The 25274-nt window shown below is 62.5% G+C and carries 22 protein-coding genes; 12 read left to right on the plus strand and 10 right to left on the minus strand.

Annotated elements, in window-relative coordinates; translation table 11 throughout:
• The first annotated feature begins 4 nt into the window (after positions 1–4).
• The 4 genes from ACEXP3_RS05785 to ade all read left to right on the plus strand — a co-directional run bounded on the left by ACEXP3_RS05785 (position 5) and on the right by ade (position 4649).
• The gene (locus ACEXP3_RS05785) at positions 5–739 is read left to right on the plus strand and encodes a HugZ family pyridoxamine 5'-phosphate oxidase (RefSeq protein ID WP_377296401.1); all 735 of its coding nucleotides are present in this window, start codon (positions 5–7) and stop codon (positions 737–739) included.
• Between the two features lie 115 nt (positions 740–854).
• Entirely contained in the window at positions 855–1166 is a 312-nt protein-coding gene (locus ACEXP3_RS05790) for an ArsR/SmtB family transcription factor (protein WP_210104378.1), read from the plus strand.
• A gap of 301 nt (positions 1167–1467) precedes the next feature.
• Entirely contained in the window at positions 1468–2796 is a 1329-nt protein-coding gene (gene aptA, locus ACEXP3_RS05795; RefSeq protein WP_377296403.1) for an omega-aminotransferase AptA, read from the plus strand.
• Positions 2797–2954: 158 nt separating this feature from the next.
• On the plus strand, positions 2955–4649 hold the full coding sequence (gene ade, locus ACEXP3_RS05800) for an adenine deaminase (protein WP_377296404.1): 1695 nt from the start codon (positions 2955–2957) through the stop codon (positions 4647–4649).
• A gap of 24 nt (positions 4650–4673) precedes the next feature.
• Here the strand turns inward: ade and ACEXP3_RS05805 are convergent, their stop codons facing one another.
• From ACEXP3_RS05805 to ACEXP3_RS05815, 3 genes are all read right to left on the minus strand, one after another.
• Positions 4674–6482 carry a M23 family metallopeptidase gene (locus ACEXP3_RS05805; protein WP_210104375.1) on the minus strand — a complete coding sequence of 603 codons (1809 nt, stop codon included), beginning with the start codon at positions 6480–6482 and terminating at the stop codon, positions 4674–4676.
• A 232-nt stretch (positions 6483–6714) separates the two neighbouring features.
• Complete coding sequence (locus ACEXP3_RS05810) at positions 6715–6957, minus strand: Atu4866 domain-containing protein (RefSeq protein WP_210104374.1); 243 nt, start codon at positions 6955–6957, stop codon at positions 6715–6717.
• Between the two features lie 58 nt (positions 6958–7015).
• Entirely contained in the window at positions 7016–7153 is a 138-nt protein-coding gene (locus ACEXP3_RS05815; protein WP_210104373.1) for a hypothetical protein, read from the minus strand.
• Between the two features lie 216 nt (positions 7154–7369).
• Here ACEXP3_RS05815 and ACEXP3_RS05820 point away from each other — a divergent pair, with 216 nt between their 5' ends.
• Complete coding sequence (locus tag ACEXP3_RS05820) at positions 7370–8299, plus strand: AraC family transcriptional regulator (RefSeq protein ID WP_377296602.1); 930 nt, start codon at positions 7370–7372, stop codon at positions 8297–8299.
• A gap of 21 nt (positions 8300–8320) precedes the next feature.
• Here ACEXP3_RS05820 and bglA read toward each other — a convergent pair whose 3' ends face one another.
• Positions 8321–9964 (minus strand): beta-galactosidase BglA, encoded by a 1644-nt coding sequence (bglA, locus tag ACEXP3_RS05825; protein WP_377296603.1) that lies wholly within the window; start codon positions 9962–9964, stop codon positions 8321–8323.
• A 190-nt stretch (positions 9965–10154) separates the two neighbouring features.
• Here bglA and ACEXP3_RS05830 point away from each other — a divergent pair, with 190 nt between their 5' ends.
• Positions 10155–11066: a sugar kinase gene (locus tag ACEXP3_RS05830; RefSeq protein WP_377296405.1), complete on the plus strand. Its 912-nt coding sequence runs from the start codon at positions 10155–10157 to the stop codon at positions 11064–11066.
• A 51-nt stretch (positions 11067–11117) separates the two neighbouring features.
• On the opposite strand, the gene ACEXP3_RS05835 is transcribed toward ACEXP3_RS05830, so the two are convergent.
• The gene (locus ACEXP3_RS05835) at positions 11118–11375 is read right to left on the minus strand and encodes a type II toxin-antitoxin system VapB family antitoxin (protein ID WP_377296406.1); all 258 of its coding nucleotides are present in this window, start codon (positions 11373–11375) and stop codon (positions 11118–11120) included.
• A gap of 186 nt (positions 11376–11561) precedes the next feature.
• On the opposite strand from ACEXP3_RS05835, the gene ACEXP3_RS05840 reads away from it, so the two are divergent.
• Positions 11562–12623, plus strand: coding sequence for a glycosyltransferase family 4 protein (locus ACEXP3_RS05840; protein ID WP_377296407.1), 1062 nt, complete (start codon positions 11562–11564; stop codon positions 12621–12623).
• A gap of 20 nt (positions 12624–12643) precedes the next feature.
• Here the strand turns inward: ACEXP3_RS05840 and der are convergent, their stop codons facing one another.
• Together der and ACEXP3_RS05850 are read right to left on the minus strand one after the other, a co-directional pair.
• Positions 12644–14077, minus strand: coding sequence for a ribosome biogenesis GTPase Der (der, locus tag ACEXP3_RS05845; RefSeq protein WP_377296408.1), 1434 nt, complete (start codon positions 14075–14077; stop codon positions 12644–12646).
• A gap of 67 nt (positions 14078–14144) precedes the next feature.
• Complete coding sequence (locus ACEXP3_RS05850) at positions 14145–14816, minus strand: tetratricopeptide repeat protein (RefSeq protein ID WP_377296409.1); 672 nt, start codon at positions 14814–14816, stop codon at positions 14145–14147.
• Positions 14817–15072: 256 nt separating this feature from the next.
• On the opposite strand from ACEXP3_RS05850, the gene ACEXP3_RS05855 reads away from it, so the two are divergent.
• A complete protein-coding gene (locus ACEXP3_RS05855; protein WP_377296410.1) occupies positions 15073–16029 on the plus strand; it encodes a polysaccharide deacetylase family protein in 957 nt (318 codons plus the stop codon).
• A 70-nt stretch (positions 16030–16099) separates the two neighbouring features.
• Here the strand turns inward: ACEXP3_RS05855 and sbmA are convergent, their stop codons facing one another.
• The gene (sbmA, locus tag ACEXP3_RS05860) at positions 16100–17380 is read right to left on the minus strand and encodes a peptide antibiotic transporter SbmA (protein WP_377296411.1); all 1281 of its coding nucleotides are present in this window, start codon (positions 17378–17380) and stop codon (positions 16100–16102) included.
• Positions 17381–17777: 397 nt separating this feature from the next.
• On the opposite strand from sbmA, the gene ACEXP3_RS05865 reads away from it, so the two are divergent.
• Positions 17778–19712 (plus strand): methyl-accepting chemotaxis protein, encoded by a 1935-nt coding sequence (locus ACEXP3_RS05865; RefSeq protein ID WP_377296412.1) that lies wholly within the window; start codon positions 17778–17780, stop codon positions 19710–19712.
• Positions 19713–19844: 132 nt separating this feature from the next.
• Here ACEXP3_RS05865 and map read toward each other — a convergent pair whose 3' ends face one another.
• Positions 19845–20600: a type I methionyl aminopeptidase gene (map, locus tag ACEXP3_RS05870; RefSeq protein ID WP_377296413.1), complete on the minus strand. Its 756-nt coding sequence runs from the start codon at positions 20598–20600 to the stop codon at positions 19845–19847.
• A 26-nt stretch (positions 20601–20626) separates the two neighbouring features.
• Positions 20627–21691: an LLM class flavin-dependent oxidoreductase gene (locus ACEXP3_RS05875; protein ID WP_377296414.1), complete on the minus strand. Its 1065-nt coding sequence runs from the start codon at positions 21689–21691 to the stop codon at positions 20627–20629.
• 573 nt (positions 21692–22264) lie between these two features.
• On the opposite strand from ACEXP3_RS05875, the gene ACEXP3_RS05880 reads away from it, so the two are divergent.
• The 3 genes from ACEXP3_RS05880 to xdhA all read left to right on the plus strand — a co-directional run bounded on the left by ACEXP3_RS05880 (position 22265) and on the right by xdhA (position 25152).
• Positions 22265–22762 carry an invasion associated locus B family protein gene (locus ACEXP3_RS05880; protein WP_377296415.1) on the plus strand — a complete coding sequence of 166 codons (498 nt, stop codon included), beginning with the start codon at positions 22265–22267 and terminating at the stop codon, positions 22760–22762.
• Positions 22763–22885: 123 nt separating this feature from the next.
• The gene (locus tag ACEXP3_RS05885) at positions 22886–23662 is read left to right on the plus strand and encodes a 3-hydroxybutyrate dehydrogenase (protein ID WP_377296416.1); all 777 of its coding nucleotides are present in this window, start codon (positions 22886–22888) and stop codon (positions 23660–23662) included.
• Positions 23663–23679: 17 nt separating this feature from the next.
• Positions 23680–25152 carry a xanthine dehydrogenase small subunit gene (gene xdhA / locus ACEXP3_RS05890; RefSeq protein WP_377296417.1) on the plus strand — a complete coding sequence of 491 codons (1473 nt, stop codon included), beginning with the start codon at positions 23680–23682 and terminating at the stop codon, positions 25150–25152.
• The last annotated feature ends 122 nt before the right edge of the window (positions 25153–25274 follow it).

Genomic DNA, 25274 nt, shown 5'->3' on the forward strand with positions numbered 1-25274 from the left:
CAACGTGTCTGACAAGCCTTCGGTTCTGCGGGACACAGACGAGGCAGCGCTCAAGCAGGCGCGCTGCCTCGTGCGGGCGGCTCGCAGCGTGTCATTGGGTGTCCTTGATCCGGAAACCGGCTTTCCGCAGGTCAGCCGCGCGCTGGTTGCAACCGATCTCGATGGCGTGCCGATCATCCTCGTCTCGCAGCTGGCAGGGCATACAAGAAGCCTTAAGGCAGATCCGCGCTGCTCGCTGCTGGCCGGCGAACCGGGCAAGGGAGATCCGCTTGCCCATCCGCGCATCACCGTGTCCTGCACGGCAGAAGCGGTCGCGCGCGACAGCGACGACCATTTTCGCATACGCATGCGTTTCCTCAACCGGCACCCTAAGGCCTCTCTTTATATCGACTTTCCGGATTTCCGATTCTTCCGATTGATACCGCAACTGGCCGCGCTCAACGGCGGCTTCGGGCGCGCCTACCGAATCGATGGCAGCGCGCTGTTTTTCAAAATGCCGGAGGATCTGCCGGACTGGCTGGCTCTTCAGGAAACTATTATAATGCAGCATAGCGATGTCCGCGGGATTGCTGCGGCAGCCGGGGCACGAGATTCAAAAATCTACCGAATTTGTGGGGTAGATCCGGCGGGATTCGACCTGATTTGCCCGTCGAATGCCGTTCGCCATGAATTTTCGTCCCTCTGCCGTACCTCTAAAGACGCACAGCAGGAAATTGATATAATACTTAAAGCTGTATAACGAGTACGTAAAATTTAGGGATATACAATCCGACCCGAAAATTGCTAGATTTGTGATACATTGTTACCGGTTACGGCCGGTGGCGATCGCTAGGGGATGACTGAGGAACGAAAAGATGAACCCACTTACTGATCACTCGGCTGCAGCAGCGAATTTATTGTCTGCCATGGCCAACCCGAAACGGCTTATGATTTTGTGTTGCCTGGTCAAGGGCGAGGTTGCCGTCGGGGCACTGGCAACGAAGGTCGGGCTCAGCCAGTCGGCTCTGTCTCAGCATCTGTCCAAGCTGCGCGCCCAGAAGCTCGTCAACACGCGCCGCGATGCGCAGACGATCTACTATTCCAGCTCGGCCGAGTCGGTGATGAAAGTTCTCGAAACGCTCGAGTTCCTGTATTGCGAGCCGGAACAGGCTAAATCTGCAGCCTGATGACAGCGCTGCCATCCGGCTGAACATGATCGAGTGACAGGCGGGAGCCGGGCAAGATTTTGCTCCGGTCTGTCAGTTTTGGCGCGCTTTTGGGCGCGCCCTTGCCGGTTTTGGTGCGCCTTGGCGCTGCACCGGCCGCTGACTTTCCTTTCATCAAATTTCGTCGCGAATTGAGGTCTTTGCATCGGCAAAGCCCGCTTGACGACCGTGCCGCGCTCGGTAACTTTAAGCGCATTGCCGCTGGCCAGAGGGTCGCCGGCCGGGTACTGGCCCCCGCTCTGGCAAGGCCATGGAGATCATGATGTCGAATCGCCTGAATACCGCCCCCAACGACTTGCGGGCGTTCTGGATGCCGTTCACGGCAAACCGCCAGTTCAAGAAGGAACCGCGCCTCTTCGTCGGCGCCAAGGACATGCACTATACGACCCATGACGGCCGTCAGGTGCTGGACGCGACGGCGGGCCTCTGGTGCGTGAATGCCGGCCACTGCCGCCCGAAGATCACCGAGGCGATCCGAGAACAGGCCGGCGAACTGGATTATGCGCCGGCCTTCCAGCTCGGCCATCCGAAAGCCTTCGAACTCGCCAACCGCCTGGTCGACATCGCGCCCGAGGGGCTCGAGCATGTGCTCTACACCAATTCCGGCTCCGAATCGGTCGACACGGCGCTCAAGGTCGCGATCGCCTACCACCGCGCCAAGGGCAATGGCGCCAAGTTCCGCCTGATCGGCCGCGAGCGCGGCTACCACGGCGTCAATTTCGGCGGCATTTCCGTCGGCGGCATCGTCTCCAACCGCAAGATGTTCGGCACGCTCTTGACCGGCGTCGACCACATGCCGCACACCCACCTGCCCGGCCAGAACTCCTTCACCCGCGGTGAGCCCGAAGTGGGCGGCGATCTGGCGACCGAGCTGGAACGCATCGTGACCCTGCACGACGCCTCCACCGTGGCCGCCGTCATCGTGGAACCGGTTGCCGGCTCCACCGGCGTGCTCATTCCGCCGAAGGGCTATCTGCAGAAGCTGCGCGACATCTGCACCAAGCACGGCATCCTGCTGATCTTCGATGAAGTCATCACCGGTTATGGCCGCCTCGGCACGCCGTTCGCATCGCAGTATTTCGGCGTGAAGCCGGATATCATGGTGACCGCCAAGGGCCTCACCAATGGTGTGATCCCGATGGGCGCTGTGTTCGTCACCGCCGAAATTCATGATGCCTTCATGAACGGCCCGGAACACATGATCGAGTTCTTCCACGGCTACACCTATTCCGGCAACCCGATCGCCTCCGCCGCAGCCCTTGCCACGCTCGACACCTACAAGGAAGAAGGCTTGTTCGAGCGCGCGGCCGACATCGCCTCCTACTGGGAAGACGGCCTGCATTCGCTGAAGGATTGCAAGAATGTCATCGACATCCGCAATCTTGGCCTGATCGGCGCCATCGAACTCGATCCGATCGTCGGCGAACCGACCAAGCGCGCCTTCTCCGCCTTCCTGAAGGCCTATGACAATGGCCTGTTGATCCGCACCACCGGCGACATCATCGCCATGTCGCCGCCGCTCATCGTCGAAAAGCACCATATCGACGAGATTTTCGGCAAGCTGCGCGAGATCCTCAACAACAACATCTGATCATCGACGGGGGCGGCAGCGTCATGCGGCCGCCCCCGCATCGTCTCACTGCGGGACCCCGTCTGCGCAGCCATGCGGGAAGCAAATACCGCCCTGCCCCTTTCCGCCCCGGCGCCATCCCGGTAATCTCTGTCCATGGAAACAGACCGAGGTAGACGATGAGCGATCTTGAGAGCCGCATAGACCAGGGCACCGGCCGGGCGAAAGCCGATTTCGTGCTGAAGGGTGGCCGCTTCTTCGATCTGGTCACCGGCGAGCTTGTCGCCTCCGACATCGCGCTTTGCGGCGATACCATTGTCGGCACCTGCGAGGCTTACGAGGGCGTCGAGGAAATCGACATCACCGGCAAGATCGTCGTGCCGGGCTTCATCGATACGCATCTGCACATCGAATCTTCCCTCGTAACCCCGCATGAATTCGATCGCTGCGTGCTGCCCTATGGGGTGACGACCGTCATCTGCGATCCGCACGAGATCGCCAATGTCATCGGCACCGAGGGCATCCAGTTCTTCCTCGATTCGGCCGAGCAGACGATCATGGATATCCGCGTTCAACTCTCCTCCTGCGTGCCGGCCACGCATCTGGAAACGGCGGGCGCGGATCTGCCGATCGAGCGGCTCCTGCCGTTTCGCCATCATCCGAAAGTCATAGGCCTTGCCGAGTTCATGAATTTCCCGGGCGTGATCCACAAGGACCCCGTCTGCATGGCCAAGCTCGAAGCCTTTCAGGGCGGCCATATCGACGGCCATGCGCCGCTGCTTGTCGGCCACGGCCTCAACGGCTATCTGGCGGCCGGCATCCGCACCGAGCATGAGGCGACGAGCGCCGAAGAGGCGATGGAAAAGATCCGCAAGGGCATGCACATCCTCGTGCGCGAAGGCTCCGTCTCGAAGGATCTGCATGCACTGATGCCGATCATCACCGAGCGCCTGTCGCCCTATCTGGCGCTCTGCACCGATGACCGCAATCCGCTCGATATCGCCGAGGAAGGCCATCTGGATTTCATGATCCGCACTGCCATTGCCCATGGTGTCGAACCGCTCGCCATCTATCGCGCCGCCTCGATTTCGGCTGCCCGCGCCTTCGGACTTCGCGACCGCGGCCTTGTGGCGCCTGGCTGGCGGGCTGATCTCGTCGTCGTCGACAGCCTTGAAAACTGCAAGGCGGACATGGTGTTTGCCGCCGGCCGCCGCGTTACGAAAGAACTGTTTGCCACCCGCCTGCCGGTCGAGCCGGTCGGCCTCGACAGCGTCAAGGCGCGCATGGTCAAGGCCGCGGATTTCGCCGTCCCGGTGAAGACGGAAGAACAGCCAGTGATCGGCGTTCTGCCGGGAAAGATCATCACCGAGCACCGCCGCTACCGCCTGCCGTCCTCCGGCAACCAGACGACGGTCGATCTCGCAAACGACATCATCAAGGTCGCCGTCATCGAACGCCACGGCAAGAACGGCAACCATGCCAATGGTTTCGTACAGGGGTTTGGCCTGAAGCGCGGCGCGATCGCCTCCACCGTCGGCCATGACAGCCACAATATCTGCGTCGTCGGCGTCAGCGAAGAGGACATGGCGCTGGCCGCCAACCGACTGTCGGACATCCGCGGCGGCTTCGTCGTGGTCGAGGATGGCAAGGTGACCGGCGAGATTGCGCTACCTCTGGCCGGCCTGATGAGCCTTGAGCCCTATGAGCGCGTGCGTGACACGCTGACGGACCTGCGCAAGGCGGCGTTTGCACTCGGCACCACGCTTGCCGAACCGTTCCTGCAGGTGGCCTTCCTGCCGCTGCCGGTCATCCCACACCTGAAGATTTCCGACAAAGGCATGGTCGACGTCGACAAGTTCATGCTGCTGGCTTGAGGGCCGGGATGGCGCACGGGCCGCCTATTGCGGTCCCCTCGCCTCTCCCGGTGTCAGCACATGGGCCACGGCTTCGGCGGCCGAGGTCGCCGTCGTCTTGATCGCCTCGGTGATCGCTTCCACATGCGCCACCTGGCGATGGAACTCATCAAGCGCCCGTCCGCGCAGCACGGTCCCGGCTGGCATCTGCGCCTTGGTCGGGTCTTCGTAATTATTGCCGACGCGCAGTTCGTAATAGAGATGCGGGCCGGTGGAGAGACCGGTGGAGCCGACAAAGGCAATCACCTGTCCCTGCGAGACCCGCTGGCCGACCTTCAAATCCTTCGGGGTGCCGTCGATATGGGCATAGGTGGTCTCGTAACCGCCATCGTGGCGGATGCGCACGAATTTGCCATAGCCGTCTTCCCAGGAAATCTTCTCCACAACGCCATCGCCGGCGGCCATGATCGGGGATCCCTTGGGCGCCCTGAAATCCACGCCGTTGTGAAACTTCTTCACCTGCAGAATGGGGTGGACGCGCCAGCCGAAACCATCGCCCTGCTTGCCCGCCGGCACCGGCTTGTGCATCAGGCTTTTTGAAACGGACCGTCCCTCATGGTCGAAAAATTCCGTTCGCCCGTCCTCGGAGGCCTGGTAGCGATAGAAATGCCGCTCGGCATCGCCTTCATGTAGCGTGATCGAGACGAGATCGTCGCTGCCGTCCTCGCTCTTGCGGAACACCACGTCGAGCACGGGCATCTCGTCGGGCTTCGACCAGTGGATATCATTGGCCTTCAACAGCTCGATGACCTGAAGGCCAACGCGGACCGGCACCTTGCCCTGTTTCAGATGGGCAGCAAGCTTGGGAAAATCGGCGGCCGCCCGGCCAAGATCACGGCTTTCCTGCGGGCGAACAGCCGGCTTCGGCGCGGCCGGAGCCTCCGCCGCCATCGCTTCTGCCACCAGCCGGTCGTAGAGATGGCGGTCGGGAGCAGTCCGGAACCGCCCGTCATCCAGACGCGCCAGAAGCCGCTCGCCGCGTCCCTTGGAGACATGGCGGGCATAGACGATCTGCGTCGGGCCCTGCCCCGGCTGCTGCACCAGAATATCCAGTTCCTCGCCCGGCTTGACGCTGTCGGCGCCCAGTTCCCGGGCAAGGCTTGCAAACTCTTCCCGGGGCACATCGACCGCACCCTCGATATTGCCGAGCGGTTCCTCACGCGCCGGCAAGGAAACAAGCCGGCGAATGCTGGATACCGCAGGCTTCACCGGTGCGACGCTGACATTGATGGGTTCACTGCGCACAAAAGCCTGACGCCCGGCCTTGACGACCGTTGCAAGCTTTGCAGGACGCGCGCTCGGCAGCACAGTGGCCGGCGCAGGCGCACCGCTCGCAAGGCCGCCCCGCATGACGAGATCGAACGGATCGCTGCGCGCCGGCGCCTCCTGATAGGCACTGACGGGCGTCGGTTTCACCGCGTCCGCATCCGCTGCCAGATCAAGCGACACGTCGAAATAGGCGGAGCGGGCAAAGGACCCGTCGCTCATGCGCTCGATGAGGTCGAGCTTCGGCGCGTCGGCCAGGACCGGCATCCAGACACGGCTCTGCTTGGGCGTGCTCCTCGCCTCACGGCGCGGCGCGCGCCACACGGTGGATTTTTGCGGTACGGCCCGGCTTGCCAGCGTAAACGCCATGCATTCGCCGAGCAGGAAGAGGGAGGCGGTCGCCAGCAGCACGAGGGCGAGGATCGCGCGCCAGTGGCTGAGCAGGGAAAACCGGATAACGGTTTGTGCCGGATGGATAAATCCAAACCCGCGCTGCTGCGTCGGTTCGCGCAGTATCCAATCCGTCATCCGCCAATGCCCTCTCAGGTCCCAGCGTGACACTATCAGGATCCGTGGCAAAAATGTGTCGCGGGGGTGCGGGCGACAGTTTCACACAGGCCACCACCATCCCTGGGCGGCAGGACCAGAGATCAGCGCAAGCGTTGCGTGCGCATGACCTTTCCCTTGCGGTGCGCGCCCAGTCTTGCAGCGACCAGATCAACGCCAAGCCGCCGACTTTGTGAGCACAGATGCGGCAGTTCTAGTCGCGGGTAAGCACCATGCCGGCGTGATAGAGGATATCGTTGCGAAACTCTCCGTCGGCGGTAAAGCCGGTATCGTCCTTGTAGAAAATCTGGTCGCCCTTGATCTCGTAGCGCCCCTTGTAGGCGCCTTCGCGGGAACCGCGCGCTTCCACGTAGCGCCCATTGGGCAAAAGTGCGTGGCGGATATGGCCATCCGCAGTGACCCAGAGGCCGGTATAAGCGTGAGACGTCATCGTCATCTCCCTGTCGAAATTGGAAGGATGGGAAGCCGGCAGGGCAAATGCCGGCCCGCCGAGGTCAACCGTTCATGTAGCGGCGGCGAAGATCCGCATCCCGGCGCCTGGCAAGCGTCGCGCGATAGGTTTGCCGGGCCCGGTCAAACCGGTCCACGAGCCATGTCATGGGACTTTCGAGCAGTCGCTGGAAATTACGCATCTCCGTCTCCTTTCTTCGACATCATCAGCATGTCGTTTGCTGAACCCAATATGGCCGAGGCCAGCAGGAACGCGGTAGATCAGGAATCCGCGAAGATTGCACAAAAATCCGGAAGTTCGGAACAGGCTCTTTCGCAGGCACAGCCGGGCTGCTAGTTTCACCCTACACAAAAGGCCGCAACGCACGGTTTTCCAAGGAGTGTCGAGTCTGCCGATGATGCACCGATTGAACGAACTCACCCGCCTTATTGCACAACACACCGATCAGGACGGCATGGTTGCAACCGCCATCCCGCGACTTTCGCTGGTGCGCATGTCCAAGGAGACGGAACCGTCGCAAAGCGTGCAGCAACCCTCGCTCTGCATCATCGCGCAGGGCACGAAGCAAGTGCTGCTGGCGGATGAAGTCTTTGAATACGGGCCATCCCGCCATCTGATCGCCTCTGCCGACTTGCCGATCACCGGCCAGGTGACCAATGCGACGCCGCAGCAGCCCTATCTGAGCCTGAGGCTTGATCTCGACATGACGGCACTGAGTGCCATGATGATGGAGGTGATGCCGCAGGCCGCCAAGGGCCCGGCAACCGCGCCCTATACGAAGAGCTGCGGCAAGGCGCTGTGCCTCAGCCGCAGCGATCCGCAGCTTCTCGATGCGGCCGTCCGGCTTGTACGTTTGCTCGATACACCGGAGGATATTCCGTTTCTGGCGCCGCTTGCCGAGCGCGAACTGCTCTACCGGCTGATGCGCGGCGACCAGGGCGAGAAACTGAAGCGCATGCTGATGCCGGAAAGCCGGCTGTCGCAGGTCAACCGCGCGATCGCCTGGATCCGCCAGAATTTCGACAAGCCGTTCAGCATCGACAGAGTGGCCGAAGAGGCGCGCATGAGCGCATCCTCGCTGCATGAGCATTTTCGCGAAGTCACCGCCATGAGCCCGCTGCAATACCAGAAACAGCTGCGGCTTCAGGAAGGGCGGCGGCTCATTCTGTCCGAAGCGCTCGATGCGGCAAGTGCGGCCCACCGGGTGGGCTATGACAGCCCCTCGCAGTTCAGCCGCGAATACCGGCGCCTCTTCGGCGCACCGCCCATTCAGGACGTCTCGCGCCTGAAGAGCGAGCCGGCGCGCTATGCGCCGGCCTCGGCCTGATCGTTCAGCAAGGCCTCCGGGTCAGAGGCGGGCGCAGAACACGTCGAGTGCCGCAAGCTTGACGACGCCATCCTCGACCGGCGGATCATAGCCGGGCATCGGCTGCGGCGTAGCGCCCGCCATCGCCGCCGGCAGGGCAAAGTCCTGCGGTGCGCGCGTGAGGTTGAAGACGAACAGCAGCCGCTCGCCGGCCTTTTCCCGCACGAAGGCGAGAAGGTCGGTCGTCGTATCGAGGAAGGTCATGTCGCCATCGAGCAGCACCGGATGCGCCTTGCGGAAGGCAAGCGTGCGGCGATAGTGGTTGAGCACCGAGCTCTCGACATTCTCCTGCCCGTTGACGGCAAGCGCCTGATGCTCTGCCGGCACCGGCAGCCAGGCTTTGTTGCCCTCGCTGAAGCCGGCCAGCGGCTTGTCGACATCCCAGACCATCGGCGTACGGCATCCGTCGCGGCCCTTGAAAGCAGGCCAGAAGCGGATGCCGTAAGGATCGCGCAGATCCTCGAAGGCAAGCTCGGCTTCCGGCAGGCCCAGTTCCTCGCCCTGATAGAGGCAGATGGAACCGCGAAGCGTGGAAAGCACGCTGATCGCAATCTTCGCCACCGCTTCCCGCTCGCCGGCATGTTCCATGAAGCGCGTCACATGGCGCACCACGTCATGGTTGGAAAAGGCCCAGCAGACCCAGCCATTGGTGACGATTTCCTGGCACTTCGACACGACGCTGCGAATATGTTCTGCGGTAAAGCGCGGGCTCAGCAGGTCGAACGTGTAGCACATGTGCAGCTTGTCATTGCCGCTGGTATAGATGGCAAGCGTGGTCAGCGACCGGTCGCCGTCTCCCACTTCGCCCACCGTCGTGCGGCAATCATATTCGTCCAGCAGCGCGCGCAGCCGCTTCAGGAACTCGATGTTTTCCGGCTGGCTCTTGTCATAGAGATGGTGCTGCATCGAATAGGGATTGGTATCGGTTTCCAGCCCCGTCGAATGCGGGTCGTAGACCATCGGCGGATTGTCGCGCAGCTGCCGGTCGTGGAAATAGTAGTTGACCGTATCGAGGCGGAAGCCGTGTACGCCGCGCTCCAGCCAGAATTTCACCGTGGCCAGCATCGCATCCTGCACATCCGGATTGTGAAAGTTCAGATCCGGCTGCGAGGCGAGGAAGTTGTGCATGTAATATTGCTTGCGCACGCCATCCCATTCCCAGCCCGGCCCGCCGAAAATCGACAGCCAGTTGTTGGGGGCAGTGCCATCGGGCTTGGGGTCGGCCCAGATGTACCAGTCGGAGCGCGGATTGCTGCGGCTCGACCGGCTCTCGATGAACCAGGGATGCTGGTCGGAGGTGTGCGAGATCACCTGGTCGATGATGACCTTGAGCCCCAGGCGCTCGCACTCGGCCATCATGGCATCAAAATCGGCAAGCGTCCCGAACATCGGGTCGACATTGCAGTAATCGGCAACGTCATAGCCCATGTCGGCCATGGGCGATGTGAAGAAGGGCGACAGCCAGATCCCGTCAACGCCAAGCGAGGCGATATGCGGCAGGCGCTCGGTGATGCCCCGGATATCGCCGATGCCATCGCCGGTCGTGTCCTGAAAAGAGCGCGGGTAGACCTGATAGATCACCGCGCCGCGCCACCAGTTCGGATCGCCCTTCTGTGCCGTTAGCATCGCCATGTGCGTCTTTCACTCCTTCGATGTTCCGTTCACCCCACAACCTAGCTCCCTTCTCACAAAAGACAAATGTCGACATCATGGCGAGCCCGAAGATGCAGGCAAAAGCCTGAACATCGCCACAGAGCGGGCCTTGCCTTGGCCGCCGCTTCAGCCTATTGCCGAACGGTGTCACGGGGAGAATGGGATGGCAAAGCGGGTTCTTTCGATCGGCGAATGCATGGTGGAACTGGCCCAGGCGGGCCAGGGACTTCTGCGCAAGGGCTTTGCCGGCGATACGTTCAACACGGCCTGGTATCTGCGCGCGGCCCTTCCCGCCGACTGGCAGGTGGATTACCTGACCGGTCTTGGCGACGATCCGCTGTCGGATGAAATGCTGTCCTTCATGGAAAAAGCCGATATCGGCACGCAATCGATCCGGCGGATTTCCGGCCGCACGCCGGGCCTCTACCTGATTTCCCTGAAAGACGGCGAGCGCACCTTCAGCTACTGGCGTGACACCTCTGCCGCCAGGCTTCTGGCCGATGATGCCGATCACCTGCGGCAGGGCATCGAAAGTTCTGACCTCCTCTATTTCTCCGGCATAACGCTTGCCATTCTCGGCGTCACCGGCGCCGAAACACTGCTTTCGGAACTGCGCCGCGCGCGCGCCGCCGGAAAGACGGTGGCCTTTGACCCGAATATCCGCCCGCGCCTCTGGAACGACCGTGTGCGCATGCTCGACACGATCAGCGCCGGCGCCCGCGCCGCCTCCATCGTGCTGCCGAGCTTTGACGACGAGGCGGCCCATTTCGAGGATGCCAATGTCGCCGCCACCATCGAGCGCTACCGGTCGCTCGGCGCCGAAAAGATCGTGGTGAAGAACGGCGCGCAGGGTGCAACCGTCGCCGAGGGCGACAGCACCGTCTTCGTCCCCGCGGTGCCGCCGGAAAAACTGGTCGATACGACGAGCGCCGGCGACAGTTTCAACGCCGGCTTCCTCGCGCGCCTGATGACCGGCGCCTCGCTTGCCGAATCAGCCGCCCACGGCGCCGCCATCGCCTCCGTCGTCATCGGCCACCACGGCGCCCTCATCGAGCCCGCGCTACTGCCGAAGTGATGGTTCAGGCGAGATCCGTCTGGCGAAAATCCTCGCGCTTGTAGAGCAGCGTCAGCCCGGCTGACTTCCAGCATCCCAGAGTTCGTCGGTAAATGCTTTCTGGTCAAACGCGTCCGCCGACGGACCGATTGCGTCCGCCGTTGCGCGCGCCGCAGCCAATCGTTCACGCACGGGCATTTGCTGGCGCGTGCGGGCAAGCTCGTTGCGAAGAGCGCGGCGCAAGGCTTCCGTCTTGCTGGGCGCCTTCGTGAGGTGCTGCAACTCGGCGGCCATGGCGGTGATCTCATCATCACGCACGAAAAGCGGCATAGGATATCTCCACGTCACGCCGAAGATATCATTTCCGCCGTATGGGGGCAACGAAGGGTCGGAGCCCGCGCTACTGCCGGAGTGACGCTGACATTCCCCTGTTACAAATCTGGCCGATAGAAACGGCCAGAGACGCCGCAATGCGCGAGTCGGTCGCGCACTGGCACCAGGGGGCCTGCGCCGCACATGACCAAGATCACCATCGTCACCGACGCCTGGTATCCGCAAGTGAACGGCGTGGTACGCTCCATCGAAAACACCAATCGCGAGCTCACGCGGATGGGCATTGAGGTTTCGATGATCACGCCGCAGGAATTTAGCAGCGTGCCCTGCCCCACCTATCCGGAAATTCGGCTGTCGGTGGCAAGCTATGCCGCCGTGGCCCGCGCCATCGAAAAATTCGGACCCACCTCGGTGCATATCGCGACTGAAGGCCCGCTGGGGCTGCTTGCCCGCCGCTGGTGCCTCAAGAACAACCTGCCGTTTTCCACGAGCTATCATACGCGGTTTCCGGAATATGTTGCCGCCCGCTTTCCCGTGCCGATCCGCTGGCTGCGCGCCTTCGTGCGCTGGTTCCACAATGCCGGCAATGGCTGCATGGTGGCAACGGCAAGCCTGGAGCGGGAACTTTCCAAGCTGGGCCTCAAGAACCTTCTGCGCTGGAGCCGAGGGATCGACCAGACGCAGTTTCACCCGATGCCGCTCGAAGCCGCCCCCTTCGGTCTTCCCCGGCCGATCTTCATGACGGTAAGCCGGATCGCGGTGGAAAAGAACCTGCCGGCCTTTCTCGATCTCGATCTGCCGGGCTCCAAGGTGGTGGTGGGCGACGGGCCCGAGCGCGAGGAATTGCAGCGGCGCTATCCGCATGTGCTGTTTACCGGCATGAAGACGGGCGAGGATCTGGCACGCGCCTATGCGCAGGCGGATGTTTTCGTCTTTTCGTCCAAGACCGACACCTTCGGCAACACGATCCTGGAAGCGCTGGCCAGCGGCGTTCCGGTTGCCGCCTATCCGGTGACGGGCCCGGTCGACATCATTGCCGAGGGAAGCGGCGCGGGTGCCCTCAACGAGGATCTGCGTCTTGCCTGCCTTGAAGCGCTCTCCTGCTCGCGCGAAAACGCAAGGCGGCTTGCGCGTGACTTTACCTGGGAAGCCGCGTCAAAACAGTTCCTCAACAATGTGCTGATTGCGCAAGGGCGCAAGATGCGCCCTCTCGGCCGCAACGGTTTTCGCGCGCTGCCCTCGTAAACGCCGGCGCCTTCCCAGCGTCAGCGCTTCTTGCGCTTGTTCTCGAACGGGTTTTCAGACGCGCGCAAATGAATGCGGATCGGCACGCCCGGCATGGCGAAATCGGCGCGCAGGCCGTTCGTCAGATAGCGCAGGTAGGATTCCGGCACCGAATCGGGGCGCGTGCACGAAATCATGAAGGCCGGCGGGCGGGCTTTCACCTGCGTCATGTATTTCAGCTTCAGGCGACGGCCCGACACAGCCGGTGGCGGATGCTGAACCTGCACCGTATCCAGCCAGCGGTTGAGCCTGGCCGTCGAGATGCGCTTGTTCCACACCATGTCGGTGTCGATGATGTTCTGCATCAACTTGTCGAGACCATAGCCGGTCTGGCCGGATATCGGTACGGCACGGATGCCGCGCGCCTGCGGCAAAAGCCGCTCGGTCTTTTCGCGAAGCTCGGCCAGCAGCGCCTGCGGGTCTTCCACCAGATCCCACTTGTTGAAGGCGAGCACCGCCGCGCGGCCCTCGCGCAGCACCAGATCGACGATCTGCAGGTCCTGCTTTTCAAACGGAATGGTGGCATCGAAGACGATGACCACGGTTTCGGCAAAGCGGATGGCGCGCAGCGCATCGGCCACCGACAGCTTTTCAAGCTTTTCCTGAACGCGGGCCTTGCGGCGCATGCCGGCAGTGTCGAACATCTTGATCGTGCGGCCGCGCCAGTCCCATTCGACGGAAATGCTGTCGCGGGTAATGCCGGCCTCCGGGCCGGTCAGCAGACGGTCTTCGCCGAGAAAACGGTTGATCAGCGTCGACTTGCCGGCGTTCGGGCGCCCGACGATGGCCACGCGCAGCGGCTTGCTATCGTCATAGGCCGGCTCGAAGTCCTCGTCCTCGTCCTCGTCGCCGTCGCGCTCGTGGTCGCGCAGGTCGACATCGGTTTCAGCCTCGTCATCGTCGTCGCCAAAGGCCATCTCCGGGCCGATGGCCTCGACGATGGCATCGCGCAGATCGATCATGCCCTGCCCGTGTTCGGCCGAAATCGGCACCGGATCGCCAAGGCCGAGCGTGAAGGCGTCGTAGAAGCCGCCATCGGAGCCGCGCGCTTCGGACTTGTTGGCAACCAGCACGACGGGCTTGCCACGCCGGCGCAGCATTTCGCCAAGCGTCTGGTCGACGGGGGTGAGACCGAACTTCGCATCCACCACGAAGAGCGACAGGTCCGCCTCGTCGATGGCCGCTTCCGTCTGGGCGCGCATGCGGCCCTCGAGCGTTTCCGGGCCGGCTTCTTCAAGCCCTGCCGTGTCGATGATGGTGAAGCGCAGGTCGATGAGCTTTGCGTCGCCGGGGCGACGGTCACGCGTGACACCGGGCGTATCGTCCACCAGCGCAAGCTTCTTGCCCACCAGCCGGTTGAACAGCGTGGACTTGCCGACATTCGGGCGCCCGACGATGGCGACTGTGAAGCTCATGGTGGTCCCTTTCCGGGCTTTCTTGTTGTTTGGTCGTCCTGGTGGGTCTTCCCCAGGCAGTTCTGCCTCAGGCAGCCTTGCCGGAGGCGGCAATCGTATCGAGCATGATCTGCGCGCGGTTGGCAACATTGCGCGGCGCGGCCGCGTCGCTGGCAATCTGCTGGAACCAGTCCTTGGCCTTTGCCATGTCGCCAGCCTTGTAGGCGGCAAGGCCCAGGGCTTCGCGCGCCGAATTGCGCAGCGCATGGCCAGGTGTTGCCATGACTTCCACCTGGGCCGAAACCTGATCATAGGTTCCGCCATCGATCAGCAGCCAGCCGGCGCGCACGCGCGCCACATCCCGGATGATGGCCGGCACCGCATTATCCTTGGACACCGCATCAAAGGCTGCCACGGCGCCGGTCACGTCGCCCTTTTCAGCCAGAAGCGTTGCCGAGCGCAGGCGCGCCAGAACCGGATAGGAGCCACTGCCGTCCTTTTCCAGCGTTGCAAAGGCTGCCAGCGCCTGGTCCGCCTTGTTGTCCTTGGCAAGGTTGAGGGCTGCCAGGAACTGGTCGCCATACTCAGAGGAATTGCGGTTGTGCCAGTATTCATAACCGCGATAGCCGGCCGTGCCGAGAACGATCAGCACCGCCACGCCCATGATGACATAGCGGAACCGCTTCCAAGCCCCGGTGAACTGCTCGGAACGCAGTTCGTCGTTGACTTCGCGGATAAAGCTGTCGTTGTCCTGTACCATGCCAAACTCCGGCCGCACGGCGGCCCTTCAACTCGAAAGCCTGCCTTCTAACCTATTTTTCCCGCGATGTAAGGGGGTGCGTGACGACAGTTGCCGCAGAGTTGATGCCCTGTCGATGACATGTCCTTCCAACGATTGCCGCATTCCGACAGCACAAGACCGCCTTTGCATTCCCAGACAGGTTTTCCTTTTGCCGATTTCACCCTCCCTTTGCCGCCCTTTGACTGTCACGCTTGCCAGCCTCGTCCTGGGTGTCTTGCCCGTTCATGCAGAAGAGAAGCCGAAACAACTGGTGATGATCTCGTTCGACGGCGCCGGCAACAATGCGCTGTGGGAGAGAAGCCGGGAGATGGCAAAGCGGGTGAACGCGCATTTCACCTACTTCCTCTCCTGCACGCTGGTCATCGACCGGGCGCGGGCCAAGACCTATGAAGGGCCACAGCAGAAGCCGGGCCGCTCCAATATCGGCTTTGCCCAGACGGCCGAGGAGGCGCGCACCCGGCTTGACCATATCTGGAACGCCCATCTGGAAGGCCATGAAATTGCCAGCCACACCTGCGGCCATTTTGACGGGCGGCAGTGGTCGAGTGCGCAATGGCGCGAGGAGATGGTCAAGTTCCGCTCGGTGCTCACCTCCGCCTGGGGCGATCTCGATGCGGGCGATCGCGAGCCGCAGGGCTGGCGGCCCTTCATTGCCGGCATCAAGGGGTTTCGCGCCCCGTATCTGTCGACGAGCGAGGCATTGAACACCGCCGAGAAGCAGGAAGGCTTTGCCTATGATGCAAGCGGGGTCACCAAGGGGCCGATGCGGCCGCGGCGTGAAAACGGCGTCTTAAACTTCGGCCTGCCGCTGATCCCGGAGGGACCGGAGGGGCGCAACATCATCGCCATGGACTATAACCTCTTTATCCGTCATTCGGCGGGCGTCGAAAACCCCAGCCGCTCGGCGGAATTCGAGGACCGTGCCTATTCCGCCTTCCGCAAGGCCTTCGATGCGCAATACGACGGCGACCGCCTGCCGCTGCAATTCGGCTTTCACTTCGTGCTGATGAACGGGGGCGCCTATTGGCGCGCGCTCGACCGGCTGGCTTCGGACATCTGTGCTTTGCCCGATGTCGCCTGCGTGACCTATGGCGAGGCCATGGCCGCCCTTGAAAAGACCGGTGCGCCGGGGAGCGGGCACGACACCGAACGGGCGGCATCCGGCCTTTGAGCGCAGAAAAACCGCACCGGTTGCCCGATGCGGTTCAAAATGCGTGCTGCTTGCGTCGCAGGCGCGGCCGTCAGTACGGCCGGTCCGCCGCGATCTCGCCAGCCTCTGCCTCGCGCTTCAGGTAACGCTGGTCGATCTCCGGCAGCGGCTTGTCGTCTATTGCCGCCTCGAACGCCTTCAGGCGCTTGTGGATGGACAAAAGCTCGATGATTGTCGACCAGTAGCTGACCAGATACTGGAAGCTGTTGGTGACTTCGCCGAATGCCGTGGCGATCTGTTGCCAGAGGCCCATGGTGATCTTGCCGGCCACCACCGTCGGGATCAGGATTACCGTCAGGAAAATGCCGTCAAGCTGGTTGTAGCCGAAGCGCGCAACGTTGAAATAGGTGTAGTGCCAGTACATGCGGAAATAGTTTTTGCGCACATTGGCAAAGAGTTCGCGCACGGTGGCAGGCTGGGCACGCTCGGCATGATCTTCGCCATAGACCAGCTCCTTGCGGAAGGCCGCCTCGACGCGCTGGTTGCGGAAATTCAGGCCCGGCAGCTTGATACCGGCGACCATCAGCAGAACGGTACCGAACAGCGACCAGCCGATCGCCAGCCAGAACAGCGCGTGCGGCACGGCGCCCAACAGCGGCAGTTCGCTGACATGTTCCGACATCCGAAACAGGATCGGCAGGAAGACCACCAGCGTCATGACGGAATTGATCAGCGCGACGCCCAGACCCTCTAGGATATTGGCAAACCGCATCGTGTCTTCCTGCACACGCTGCGAGGCGCCTTCGATATGGCGCAGCTTGTCCCATTTCGACAGGTAGAAGTCGTTCATCGCCTGGCGCCAGCGAAAGACATAGTGGTTGGTAAAGAACGCGGTGACGACCGAGAGCGTTACGCCGACCAGACCGATTTCGAGGAAGCGCAGCTGCAACTCGTAAAGCTGGCCCGCCGTCACCGTGCCACCACCATTCAGCGCCTGCTGGAACAGGTCGAAGAAGGGACCGCGCCAGTTGTTGACGGCGACCGAGATCTGCACGCTGAAATAGGCGATGAAGATGATGAAGGCGGACCCCCAGACCGACCAGTTGAGCCAGGGGTGGCCACGGGCGATCACCTGCCATGTGAGGCCGAACAGGCCGACGAAGACGGTGAAGTAGAGATAGAACCACAGATTGTCGGGGGTGAAGAAGAAGGCAAGCCCCACCGGCGGGGTCTGGCCGGCGGCCAGCGGCGGCAAGCCGACGGCGGCGCCGAGCCGCGGGCCGACCGTATACCAGACCAGGATACAGACCAGCGACCAGATGGCTGCGGAGGTGAAAAACAGTTTCGGTTTGGGAAAGAAGGAGTGGAACACGGAAACGGACTTTCCTTGATGCTGATCCGGCCGTGATACGGGTCCGGCCGTGATACGGATCTGGCACGAATGCTGCCAGCTTCGGGCGGCGAAACTATGCCAGTTCGATGCAGGCGGCAATGGCGGGCATGCAATGTGAAGGAAATGTAAGAGAAGCGCTGAAGGACCGCCGCACCGATCCCGTTTCCGTGACCGCCAAAACCATTCTTTTTAAACCGATCGATCGGTCGGACTTAAAAATCCGCGCTTTGCCTTAATTTTCTGGCAACCACAAAATGTGATGACGTAACTGATCTTTTCGGCTTGATGACCAAGCTTTGTCCGCGCATGGCTCCTGTTATCATCCGACCACTTCCGACGCGGGGAAGAAACGGATCTCTCTATTTGAGGTCATGTTTTGTCCTTCCTGAAGAATACTCCCATTCGATTGAAGATCCTGTCGCTGGTTGCATCCATCGGCCTTATCGGCATTGGCGGCGTCAGCCTGATGGCCACGAGCTACAAGGCGGCAAACAGCACGTATTCCACCTTCCTCAATCAGGATACGGTGGCATCCGTCGAGATGGCGCGCTCGACCGCCTCGCTGGTCGCTGCCGCCTATGCCGCCTACCAGATGACCGTGTTCGACCCGGCCACGGTGCAACGGCTGAAGACGAAGGAAAGCTTCGCCTCGGGCGAAACCACGCTGTTCAAACGTCTCGAAACGGCAAAGACGCTGACGCCGGAAAATGCCGCAGCCATCGACAGCTTCACCGTGCGCGCCCACGCCATTTTCAACAACCTGCACAAGGCGCTGGAGCTTGCCGGGCAGAACAAGACCAGCGATGCGCTGGCTTTGCTGTCTGATATGGACACGGAAGTGTCCGGCTGGCGCAATGACGTGCGGGACTGGAATGACCAGAGGCTACTGAGGCTGAAAGGCATGGCTCAGGATCTCGCCGATCAGGCCAATAGCACGATCTTCACGACGCTTTTGACGCTCGGCCTCCTGTTTGCCGCCATCTTTGCCGCCTCCCTTCTTGTTGCCTCGCGCGGCATCATCCAGCCGCTTGTCGCGCTGCGGGCGCGCATGACGACGCTTGCGGCCGGCGAGACGAAAGAGCCGGTCGACGGTCTCGACCGGCGTGACGAGCTGGGCCAGATGGCCGCCGCCGTTGCGGTTTTCCGCGACAACGCCATAGAGCGGACACGGCTGTCGCAGGAGGCCGAGGCCAATCGCAGCCTGTCGGAACGCGAACGGATCGAGCGGGAAGAGCAGCGCGCCCGCGAGGCGGCCGGTGTGCAGCATGCCGTCGACAGCCTGGCGGCTGGCTTGTCGCACCTGTCGGACGGCGATGTCACCTATCGCATCACCGATCCCTTCGCGCCAGCGCTCGACACGGTGCGCCATGATTTCAACCGCTCCGCCGAAAAGCTGCAGTCGACGCTGGTGCAGGTCGCGGAAAATGCCCGCGGCATCGATGCCGGCGCAAACGAGATCAGGTCGGCCGCCGACGATCTTGCCAAGCGCACCGAGCAACAGGCGGCATCCGTCGAGGAAACCGCCGCAGCCCTGGAGCAGATCACCACGACGGTGCGCGATTCCACCCGCCGCGCGCAGGAGGCCGGCCAGCTCGTGGCCCGCACCCGGACCGGCGCCGAAACGTCCGGCGAGATCGTGCGGCGCGCGGTCATCGCCATGGGCAAGATCGAAACCTCGTCGAGCGAGATTTCCTCGATCATCGGCGTGATTGACGAGATCGCCTTCCAGACCAACCTTCTGGCGCTCAATGCCGGCGTCGAGGCAGCGCGTGCGGGAGAAGCCGGCAAGGGCTTTGCCGTGGTTGCCCAGGAAGTGCGCGAGCTTGCCCAGCGCTCTGCCCAGGCCGCCAAGGAAATCAAGGCGCTGATCAACGCGTCCAACGCCCAGGTTGCCGAAGGCGTCAACCTCGTCGATGAAACCGGCAGGGCGCTGCAGGCGATCGTTTCCGAGGTTCAGGAGATCAACCAGCATGTGAGCGCCATCGTCGAATCCGCGCAGGAGCAGTCGTCGGGCCTCCAGCAGATCAACACCGCCGTCAACCAGATGGACCAGGACACGCAGAAAAATGCCGCAATGGTGGAGGAATCGACTGCTGCCAGCCATAGCCTTGCCCGCGAAGTGACGGCGCTCAACCAGCTGCTCACGCAGTTCAAGCTGCAGGACGGCACCCGGCAGGCCGCACCGACCGCTCTGCCGGCCGCCAGCCGCCCGGTGCCCTCGCCGGCACGTGCCCTCGGCCGCAAACTGGCCGGAGCGTTTTCCGGGCGCAGCACGGCAGCCGTTGCACAGGAAAGCTGGAGCGAGTTCTGACCGTTAAAGATCGTTCCGGAAAACATGAAGGGCGCGCGACCATGGCTGCGCGCCCTTCTTCTTTGCGGGTCTGTCCATCCGCTCGCATCCTCAAAGCAGCGTCAGCCGGCCGAGGATGACGTCGTGTGAGGCTTAATCGGCAAGCGTCAGGATCAACGGGCCGTTGCGGGTCACGACGATGGTGTGCTCGAACTGCACGGTCGGCGCCTTCGGATCGCCGTAGAGCGTCCAGGGATCGCCGTTGCCGCCGTCTTCCGCCCAGGTGGCGCCAAGCGACAGGAAGGGCTCGACGGTAAACACCAGCCCCTCCTGCATCAGTCGGGTCTCATCGACATCCGGCCAGGTCGGCACTTCCGTCGGTTCCTCGTGGAGGGAACGACCGACGCCGTGGCTCGCCAGATTGGTGATCAGCGTATAGCGGTTCTTGGCGGCGAATGCGCCGATGGCATTACCGATACCAGCGATCGGCTTGCCGGTTTTCACCTGCTGCAGGCCTGTCCAGAGGGCGCGCCTGCCGTCACGCACCAGCCGCTCGATCTCGCGCTTGACCGGCGGAACCGCAAAGGACGCGCCGGTATCGCCGAAGAAGCCGTCCTTGACAGCCGACACATCGATATTGACGAGATCGCCGGCACGGATCACCCGATCACCGGGAATACCGTGAGCGACTTCCTCGTTGACGCTGATGCAGGTGGCACCGGGAAACTGGTAACAGAATTCCGGGGCCGACTGCGCGCCGGCCTCTTCCAAAACCTTTCGGCCGATGAGATCGAGTTCGGCCGTGGTGATGCCCGGTTCCAGCGCCTTTGCCATCGCATTGACGGCCTGCGCGCATAGGCGGCCGATCGCTTTCAGCTTGTCGAGTTCGGTCTCGTTGGAAACGATCATGCCATAAATTCCCGGTCGGCTTTTTTTCAGGCCGCCGGTTTCGCCCCATCCTGCGCAGGCGTCAACGCTTTTCTGACCAGCGGTGCAACCTTCGTGCCGAAGAGTTCGATACCGCGCATGATCTGCTCATGCGGCATCAGGCCAATCGCCATCTGGATCAGCAGCCGGTCATTGCCGAACACCTTGTGCGCAGCGACGATCTTTTCCGCCACCGTTTCCGGATCGCCGACGAAGAGATTGCCGGGGGCCGAGCGGGCGCGATCGAACTGGGCGCGATTGGTGGGCGGCCAGCCGCGCTCGCGGCCAAGCCGGTCCATCACGGCGGCCTGCGGGCCGTAAAACTGGTCGGCCGCCTTGTCGGTCGTATCGGCGATGAAACCGTGCACATTGATGCTGGTCTTCAGCGATTTCGGATCCTGCCCGGCGCGCCGGGCCGATTCGCGGTAAAGCTCGAAGAAGGGCGCAAAGCGGGCATAGTCGCCGCCGATGATCGCCACGGCGAGCGGCAGGCCCATGGCACCGGCGCGTGCCACCGATTGCGGCGTCCCGCCGACGGCAATCCACACCGGAAGCTTGTCCTGCAACGGACGCGGATAGACGCCGCGCCGCTTGATCGGCGCGCGAAGCTCCCCTTCCCAGTCGACGATCTCGTTGTCGCGCAGCGTCAGAAGCAGGTCGAGCTTTTCGGAAAACAGCCGGTCGTAATCGTTGAGGTCGTAACCGAACAGGGGGTAGGATTCGATGAAGGAGCCCCGCCCCGCCATGATTTCCGCCCGGCCGTTGGACAGAAGATCCACGGTCGAAAACTGCTGGAAGACGCGGATCGGATCATCCGAACTCAGCACCGAGACGGCACTGGTGAGGCGGATGTTCTTCGTCTTCACCGCAGCCGCCGCCAGCACGGTCGACGGCGAGGAGACGGCATAATCGGGCCGGTGATGCTCGCCGAGACCAAAGACATCGAGCCCCACCTGGTCGGCAAGCTCGATCTCTTCCAGGAGATGTTTCAGGCGAACGGCGGCATCTGCGCCACGGCTACCGCTCGCAATGGCCGGATCGACGTCCGCGAAAGTGTAAAGGCCAAGTTCCATCATCTGTATCCATGATTTGCGTTTGGACCCTAGATAGAAAGACCGCCCCTAAACTCAAAGGCGAAAGTTTCGACCGCGGACTTCGAAAATCTGGATAGCGCCCCGGCAAAAGAGCGCTTGTTTCCAGAGGCTTGTCGCGCCTGGCGGACTCAATCTCGCAAGCAGCATCGCCATTCCAAGCGAAAAATGCAGCAGATTCAGAGACTTTGCAGGCAGAGCCGCAGCGTTCGTGCGCATCCGATTGAAAAGAAAAGGAAAGTCACGACTGACCAAAGCGGCCCAGCGCGCGGCATCAATGGCCGGCGACTGGCAGCCTTCGCCCCTTGCCCGCCCCTTCCGGCACGCATGTGCGCTGAAGGCAAGCCGTTACTGGCGGACCCGCCTCCCCTTCCAGCGCAGGACTGCGGCAAAATCCGACAGCCTGTCATCAACCCTTTGTGAGGCGCGAGCGCCAAGGGTTGATCCCGCCCTTAACCTTTCGCTAATCCTCTGCCCTTTCAATCGCACGCTGTTGCACCCACTGTCGTCTCGCGCGGCGGATGTTGCCATCCAACTCATTTCGTGGAGTATTTGATGTCCAGAAAGACATATGTCCTTGCCGTATCCGCCCTCCTGATGTCCGCGCTTGCCGCCAGCGCCCAGCCGACCCGGGTCAAGCAGTTCGATGCATGGGGCGTATATTCTTATGGCAGCGGCAAGGCCAAGCGCTGCTACGCGCTGTCGGTGCCGACCTCGCAGCAGCCGGCGGCGGTCAATCACGGCGAAAACTTCTTCCTCGTCGCACCCCAGGCCGGTTCTTCCAGCCTGATGCCGCAGGCCATCATGGGCTACGGACTGAAAGCAGATTCGCGCGTCGCGCTGTCGCTCGGTTCGGACAACTTCACCCTGGTGCCGAAGGAAAATGCCGCCTGGGTGCGCGATCCTGCCCGCGAACCGGCGCTGGTGACCGCCATGCGCGCCGGCACCGACATGACCCTGAAGGCTGTCTCCGCCCGCGGCACGAACACGACCTACACCTATTCGCTGAAAGGCATTACGGCCGCTCTCAACGAAGTCAGCCGCTGCCGGTAAATCACGACAACCGGGTGGTGCGATGACACACTCACCCGGTTGAAACAGCCGTTGCCAGCCCTCCCCGTTTGCGCATACCTTGCCTCTTGCGCTGCAGCAGAACAGGCGCATGGGGAGAGAGGCATGGAAAGAACCGTGGTCGTCACCGGATCCACCAGCGGCATCGGGCTTGGCATTGCCCGCGCCTTTGCGCGCGACGGTGCGCATGTGGTGATCAACGGGTTCGGCAAGGCCGACGAGATCGAGGCCGCGCGCGCCGAGCTTGAAACACTCGGCCCCGGCCGGGCGCTTTACCACGGCGCCGACATGACGAAGCCGGACGAAATCGCCGACCTCATCGCAACGGCAAAGGATGCCTTTGGCAGCGTCGATGTCCTCGTCAACAATGCCGGCATCCAGCATGTGGCGAAGATCGAGGATTTCCCCGTCGAAAAGTGGGATCAGTTGATCGCCATCCTGCTGTCATCGGCGTTCCACACCATGCGCCACACCATTCCGCTGATGAAAGCCGCCGGCAAAGGCCGCATCATCAATATCGCCTCGGCGCATGCACTTGTTGCATCGCCGTTCAAATCTGCTTATGTGGCTGCAAAGCACGGCATTCTTGGTCTCACCAAGACCGCCGCACTGGAATTGGCCGAATTCGGCATTACAGTGAACGCCATCTGCCCCGGCTACGTGCTGACGCCCCTCGTGGAGAAACAGATCCCCGACACGGCGCGCGAACGTGGTATCTCGGAAGAGGCGGTCAAGACGGATGTCATGCTCCGTTTGCAGGCAACGAAGCAATTCGTCAGCATCGAAGAGGTTGCGGCCACCGCCCTCTATCTCGCCAGCGACGCCGCACGACAGATCACCGGAACCCATATCTCCATCGATGGCGGCTGGACCGCCCAGTAACGACTGCAGGGGCACGCATGACTTCAGCCATCCGCTTCATCCTGAACGGCGACGACATTGTGCTGGGGGATTTTCATCCCACCGAAACGCTGCTCGATTATCTGCGCCTCAGAAAGCGGCTGACCGGCACCAAGGAAGGCTGCGCGGAAGGCGATTGCGGCGCCTGCACGGTGCTGGTCGGGCGCCTCGTCGGCGGGGCGCTGCGCTATGAGAGCGTCAACGCCTGCATCCGGTTCCTCGGCTCGCTGCACGGCACGCATGTGGTGACGGTGGAGCATCTGGCGGCCAAGGACGGCAAACTGCACCCGGTGCAGCAGGCGATGGTCGACTGTCACGGCTCGCAATGCGGGTTCTGCACGCCGGGCTTCGTGATGTCGCTCTATGGCCTGTGGATGGCCAATGGCGAGCCGAACCGCGAGGAAATCGAACAGGCGCTGCAAGGCAATCTCTGTCGCTGCACCGGCTACGAGCCCATCGTGAAGGCCGCCGAACAGGTGGCCGCGGAGCGCCCGAGCGCGCTGTTTGATCCGATCGAGCGCGACCGGGCCGAGGTGATGGCAAAGCTATGGACCATCCGCGCCACCTCCGACACGATCACCGTCACCAAGGGCAATGATCGCGCCATCATTCCCGGCACACTCGCAGCGCTCGCCGACACACTGGCCCGCGAGCCGCAGGCGACCGTGGTGGCCGGCGGCACAGATGTCGGGCTCTGGGTCACCAAGCAAATGCGCAAGCTGGATCCGGTCGTCTTCATCAACCAGCTGACGGATCTGCAGACCATCACCGAGGACGAGGCCGGCATCACGCTCGGGGCCGGCGTCACCTATGCCCATGCGCTGAACGCTCTCGACCTTGCCTATCCCGCCCTTGGCCGCCTGATCGACCGCATCGGCGGCGCGCAGGTGCGCAACATGGGCACGATCGGCGGCAATATCGCCAATGGCTCGCCGATCGGCGACATGCCGCCGGCACTGATTGCGCTCGGGGCAACCGTCACGCTGCGCTCGGCGACAGGATCGCGCACGCTGCCGCTTGAGGATTACTTCATCGACTACGGCCGGCAGGACCGCCAACCCGGCGAATTCGTCGAAAAGATCGTCGTGCCGGCCTTGCATGAGGATGCGTTTTACGCGGTCTACAAGATCTCCAAGCGCCGCGACGAGGATATCTCTGCGCTCTGCGGCGCCTTCCTGATCACGCTTGACGGCGAAGGCTGCGTCGAGACCTGCCGCATCGCCTTCGGCGGCATGGCGGGTACGCCCAAGCGCGCCAAAGCCGTGGAAGCCGCCCTTCTCGGCCAGCCCTGGAGCTGGAACACCGTGGCTTCCGCGCAGGACGCCTTTGCCGAGGATTACCAGCCGCTGACCGACTGGCGTGCCAGCGCCGAATACCGCGCGCTGACGGCGAGAAACCTGCTTACCCGCTTCTTCCTTGAAACCGCCGGCCAGCCGCATGAGCTGAAGCGGTTTGACGTGGAGGAGGCGTGAGGATGATGATCTATATCCGTCAGCAAAAGAAAAACCCCTCCCCAACCCCTCCCCACAAGGGGGAGGGGCTTAACATGCCGCGCCGTCAGTGTTCACATTTGGCGAGAGCGTTGCCGCGGGTC

Source organism: Neorhizobium fuzhouense (assembly GCF_042611105.1).
Taxonomy (GTDB): domain Bacteria; phylum Pseudomonadota; class Alphaproteobacteria; order Rhizobiales; family Rhizobiaceae; genus Neorhizobium; species Neorhizobium galegae_A.

What these genes read in the sequence shown, in the direction of transcription:
- aptA (WP_377296403.1), top strand. Translation starts at nt 1,468, where the DNA reads ATGTCGAATCGCCTGAATACCGCCCCCAACGACTTGCGGGCGTTCTGG.
- xdhA (WP_377296417.1), top strand. Translation starts at nt 23,680, where the DNA reads ATGACTTCAGCCATCCGCTTCATCCTGAACGGCGACGACATTGTGCTG.
- ACEXP3_RS05815 (WP_210104373.1), bottom strand. Translation starts at nt 7,153, where the DNA reads ATGCGTAATTTCCAGCGACTGCTCGAAAGTCCCATGACATGGCTCGTG.
- ACEXP3_RS05850 (WP_377296409.1), bottom strand. Translation starts at nt 14,816, where the DNA reads ATGGTACAGGACAACGACAGCTTTATCCGCGAAGTCAACGACGAACTG.
- bglA (WP_377296603.1), bottom strand. Translation starts at nt 9,964, where the DNA reads ATGCTAACGGCACAGAAGGGCGATCCGAACTGGTGGCGCGGCGCGGTG.
- ade (WP_377296404.1), top strand. Translation starts at nt 2,955, where the DNA reads ATGAGCGATCTTGAGAGCCGCATAGACCAGGGCACCGGCCGGGCGAAA.
- ACEXP3_RS05790 (WP_210104378.1), top strand. Translation starts at nt 855, where the DNA reads ATGAACCCACTTACTGATCACTCGGCTGCAGCAGCGAATTTATTGTCT.
- der (WP_377296408.1), bottom strand. Translation starts at nt 14,077, where the DNA reads ATGAGCTTCACAGTCGCCATCGTCGGGCGCCCGAATGTCGGCAAGTCC.
- ACEXP3_RS05840 (WP_377296407.1), top strand. Translation starts at nt 11,562, where the DNA reads ATGACCAAGATCACCATCGTCACCGACGCCTGGTATCCGCAAGTGAAC.
- ACEXP3_RS05805 (WP_210104375.1), bottom strand. Translation starts at nt 6,482, where the DNA reads ATGACGGATTGGATACTGCGCGAACCGACGCAGCAGCGCGGGTTTGGA.
- ACEXP3_RS05810 (WP_210104374.1), bottom strand. Translation starts at nt 6,957, where the DNA reads ATGACGATGACGTCTCACGCTTATACCGGCCTCTGGGTCACTGCGGAT.
- ACEXP3_RS05820 (WP_377296602.1), top strand. Translation starts at nt 7,370, where the DNA reads ATGCACCGATTGAACGAACTCACCCGCCTTATTGCACAACACACCGAT.
- ACEXP3_RS05885 (WP_377296416.1), top strand. Translation starts at nt 22,886, where the DNA reads ATGGAAAGAACCGTGGTCGTCACCGGATCCACCAGCGGCATCGGGCTT.
- ACEXP3_RS05875 (WP_377296414.1), bottom strand. Translation starts at nt 21,691, where the DNA reads ATGGAACTTGGCCTTTACACTTTCGCGGACGTCGATCCGGCCATTGCG.
- ACEXP3_RS05880 (WP_377296415.1), top strand. Translation starts at nt 22,265, where the DNA reads ATGTCCAGAAAGACATATGTCCTTGCCGTATCCGCCCTCCTGATGTCC.
- map (WP_377296413.1), bottom strand. Translation starts at nt 20,600, where the DNA reads ATGATCGTTTCCAACGAGACCGAACTCGACAAGCTGAAAGCGATCGGC.
- ACEXP3_RS05830 (WP_377296405.1), top strand. Translation starts at nt 10,155, where the DNA reads ATGGCAAAGCGGGTTCTTTCGATCGGCGAATGCATGGTGGAACTGGCC.
- ACEXP3_RS05835 (WP_377296406.1), bottom strand. Translation starts at nt 11,375, where the DNA reads ATGCCGCTTTTCGTGCGTGATGATGAGATCACCGCCATGGCCGCCGAG.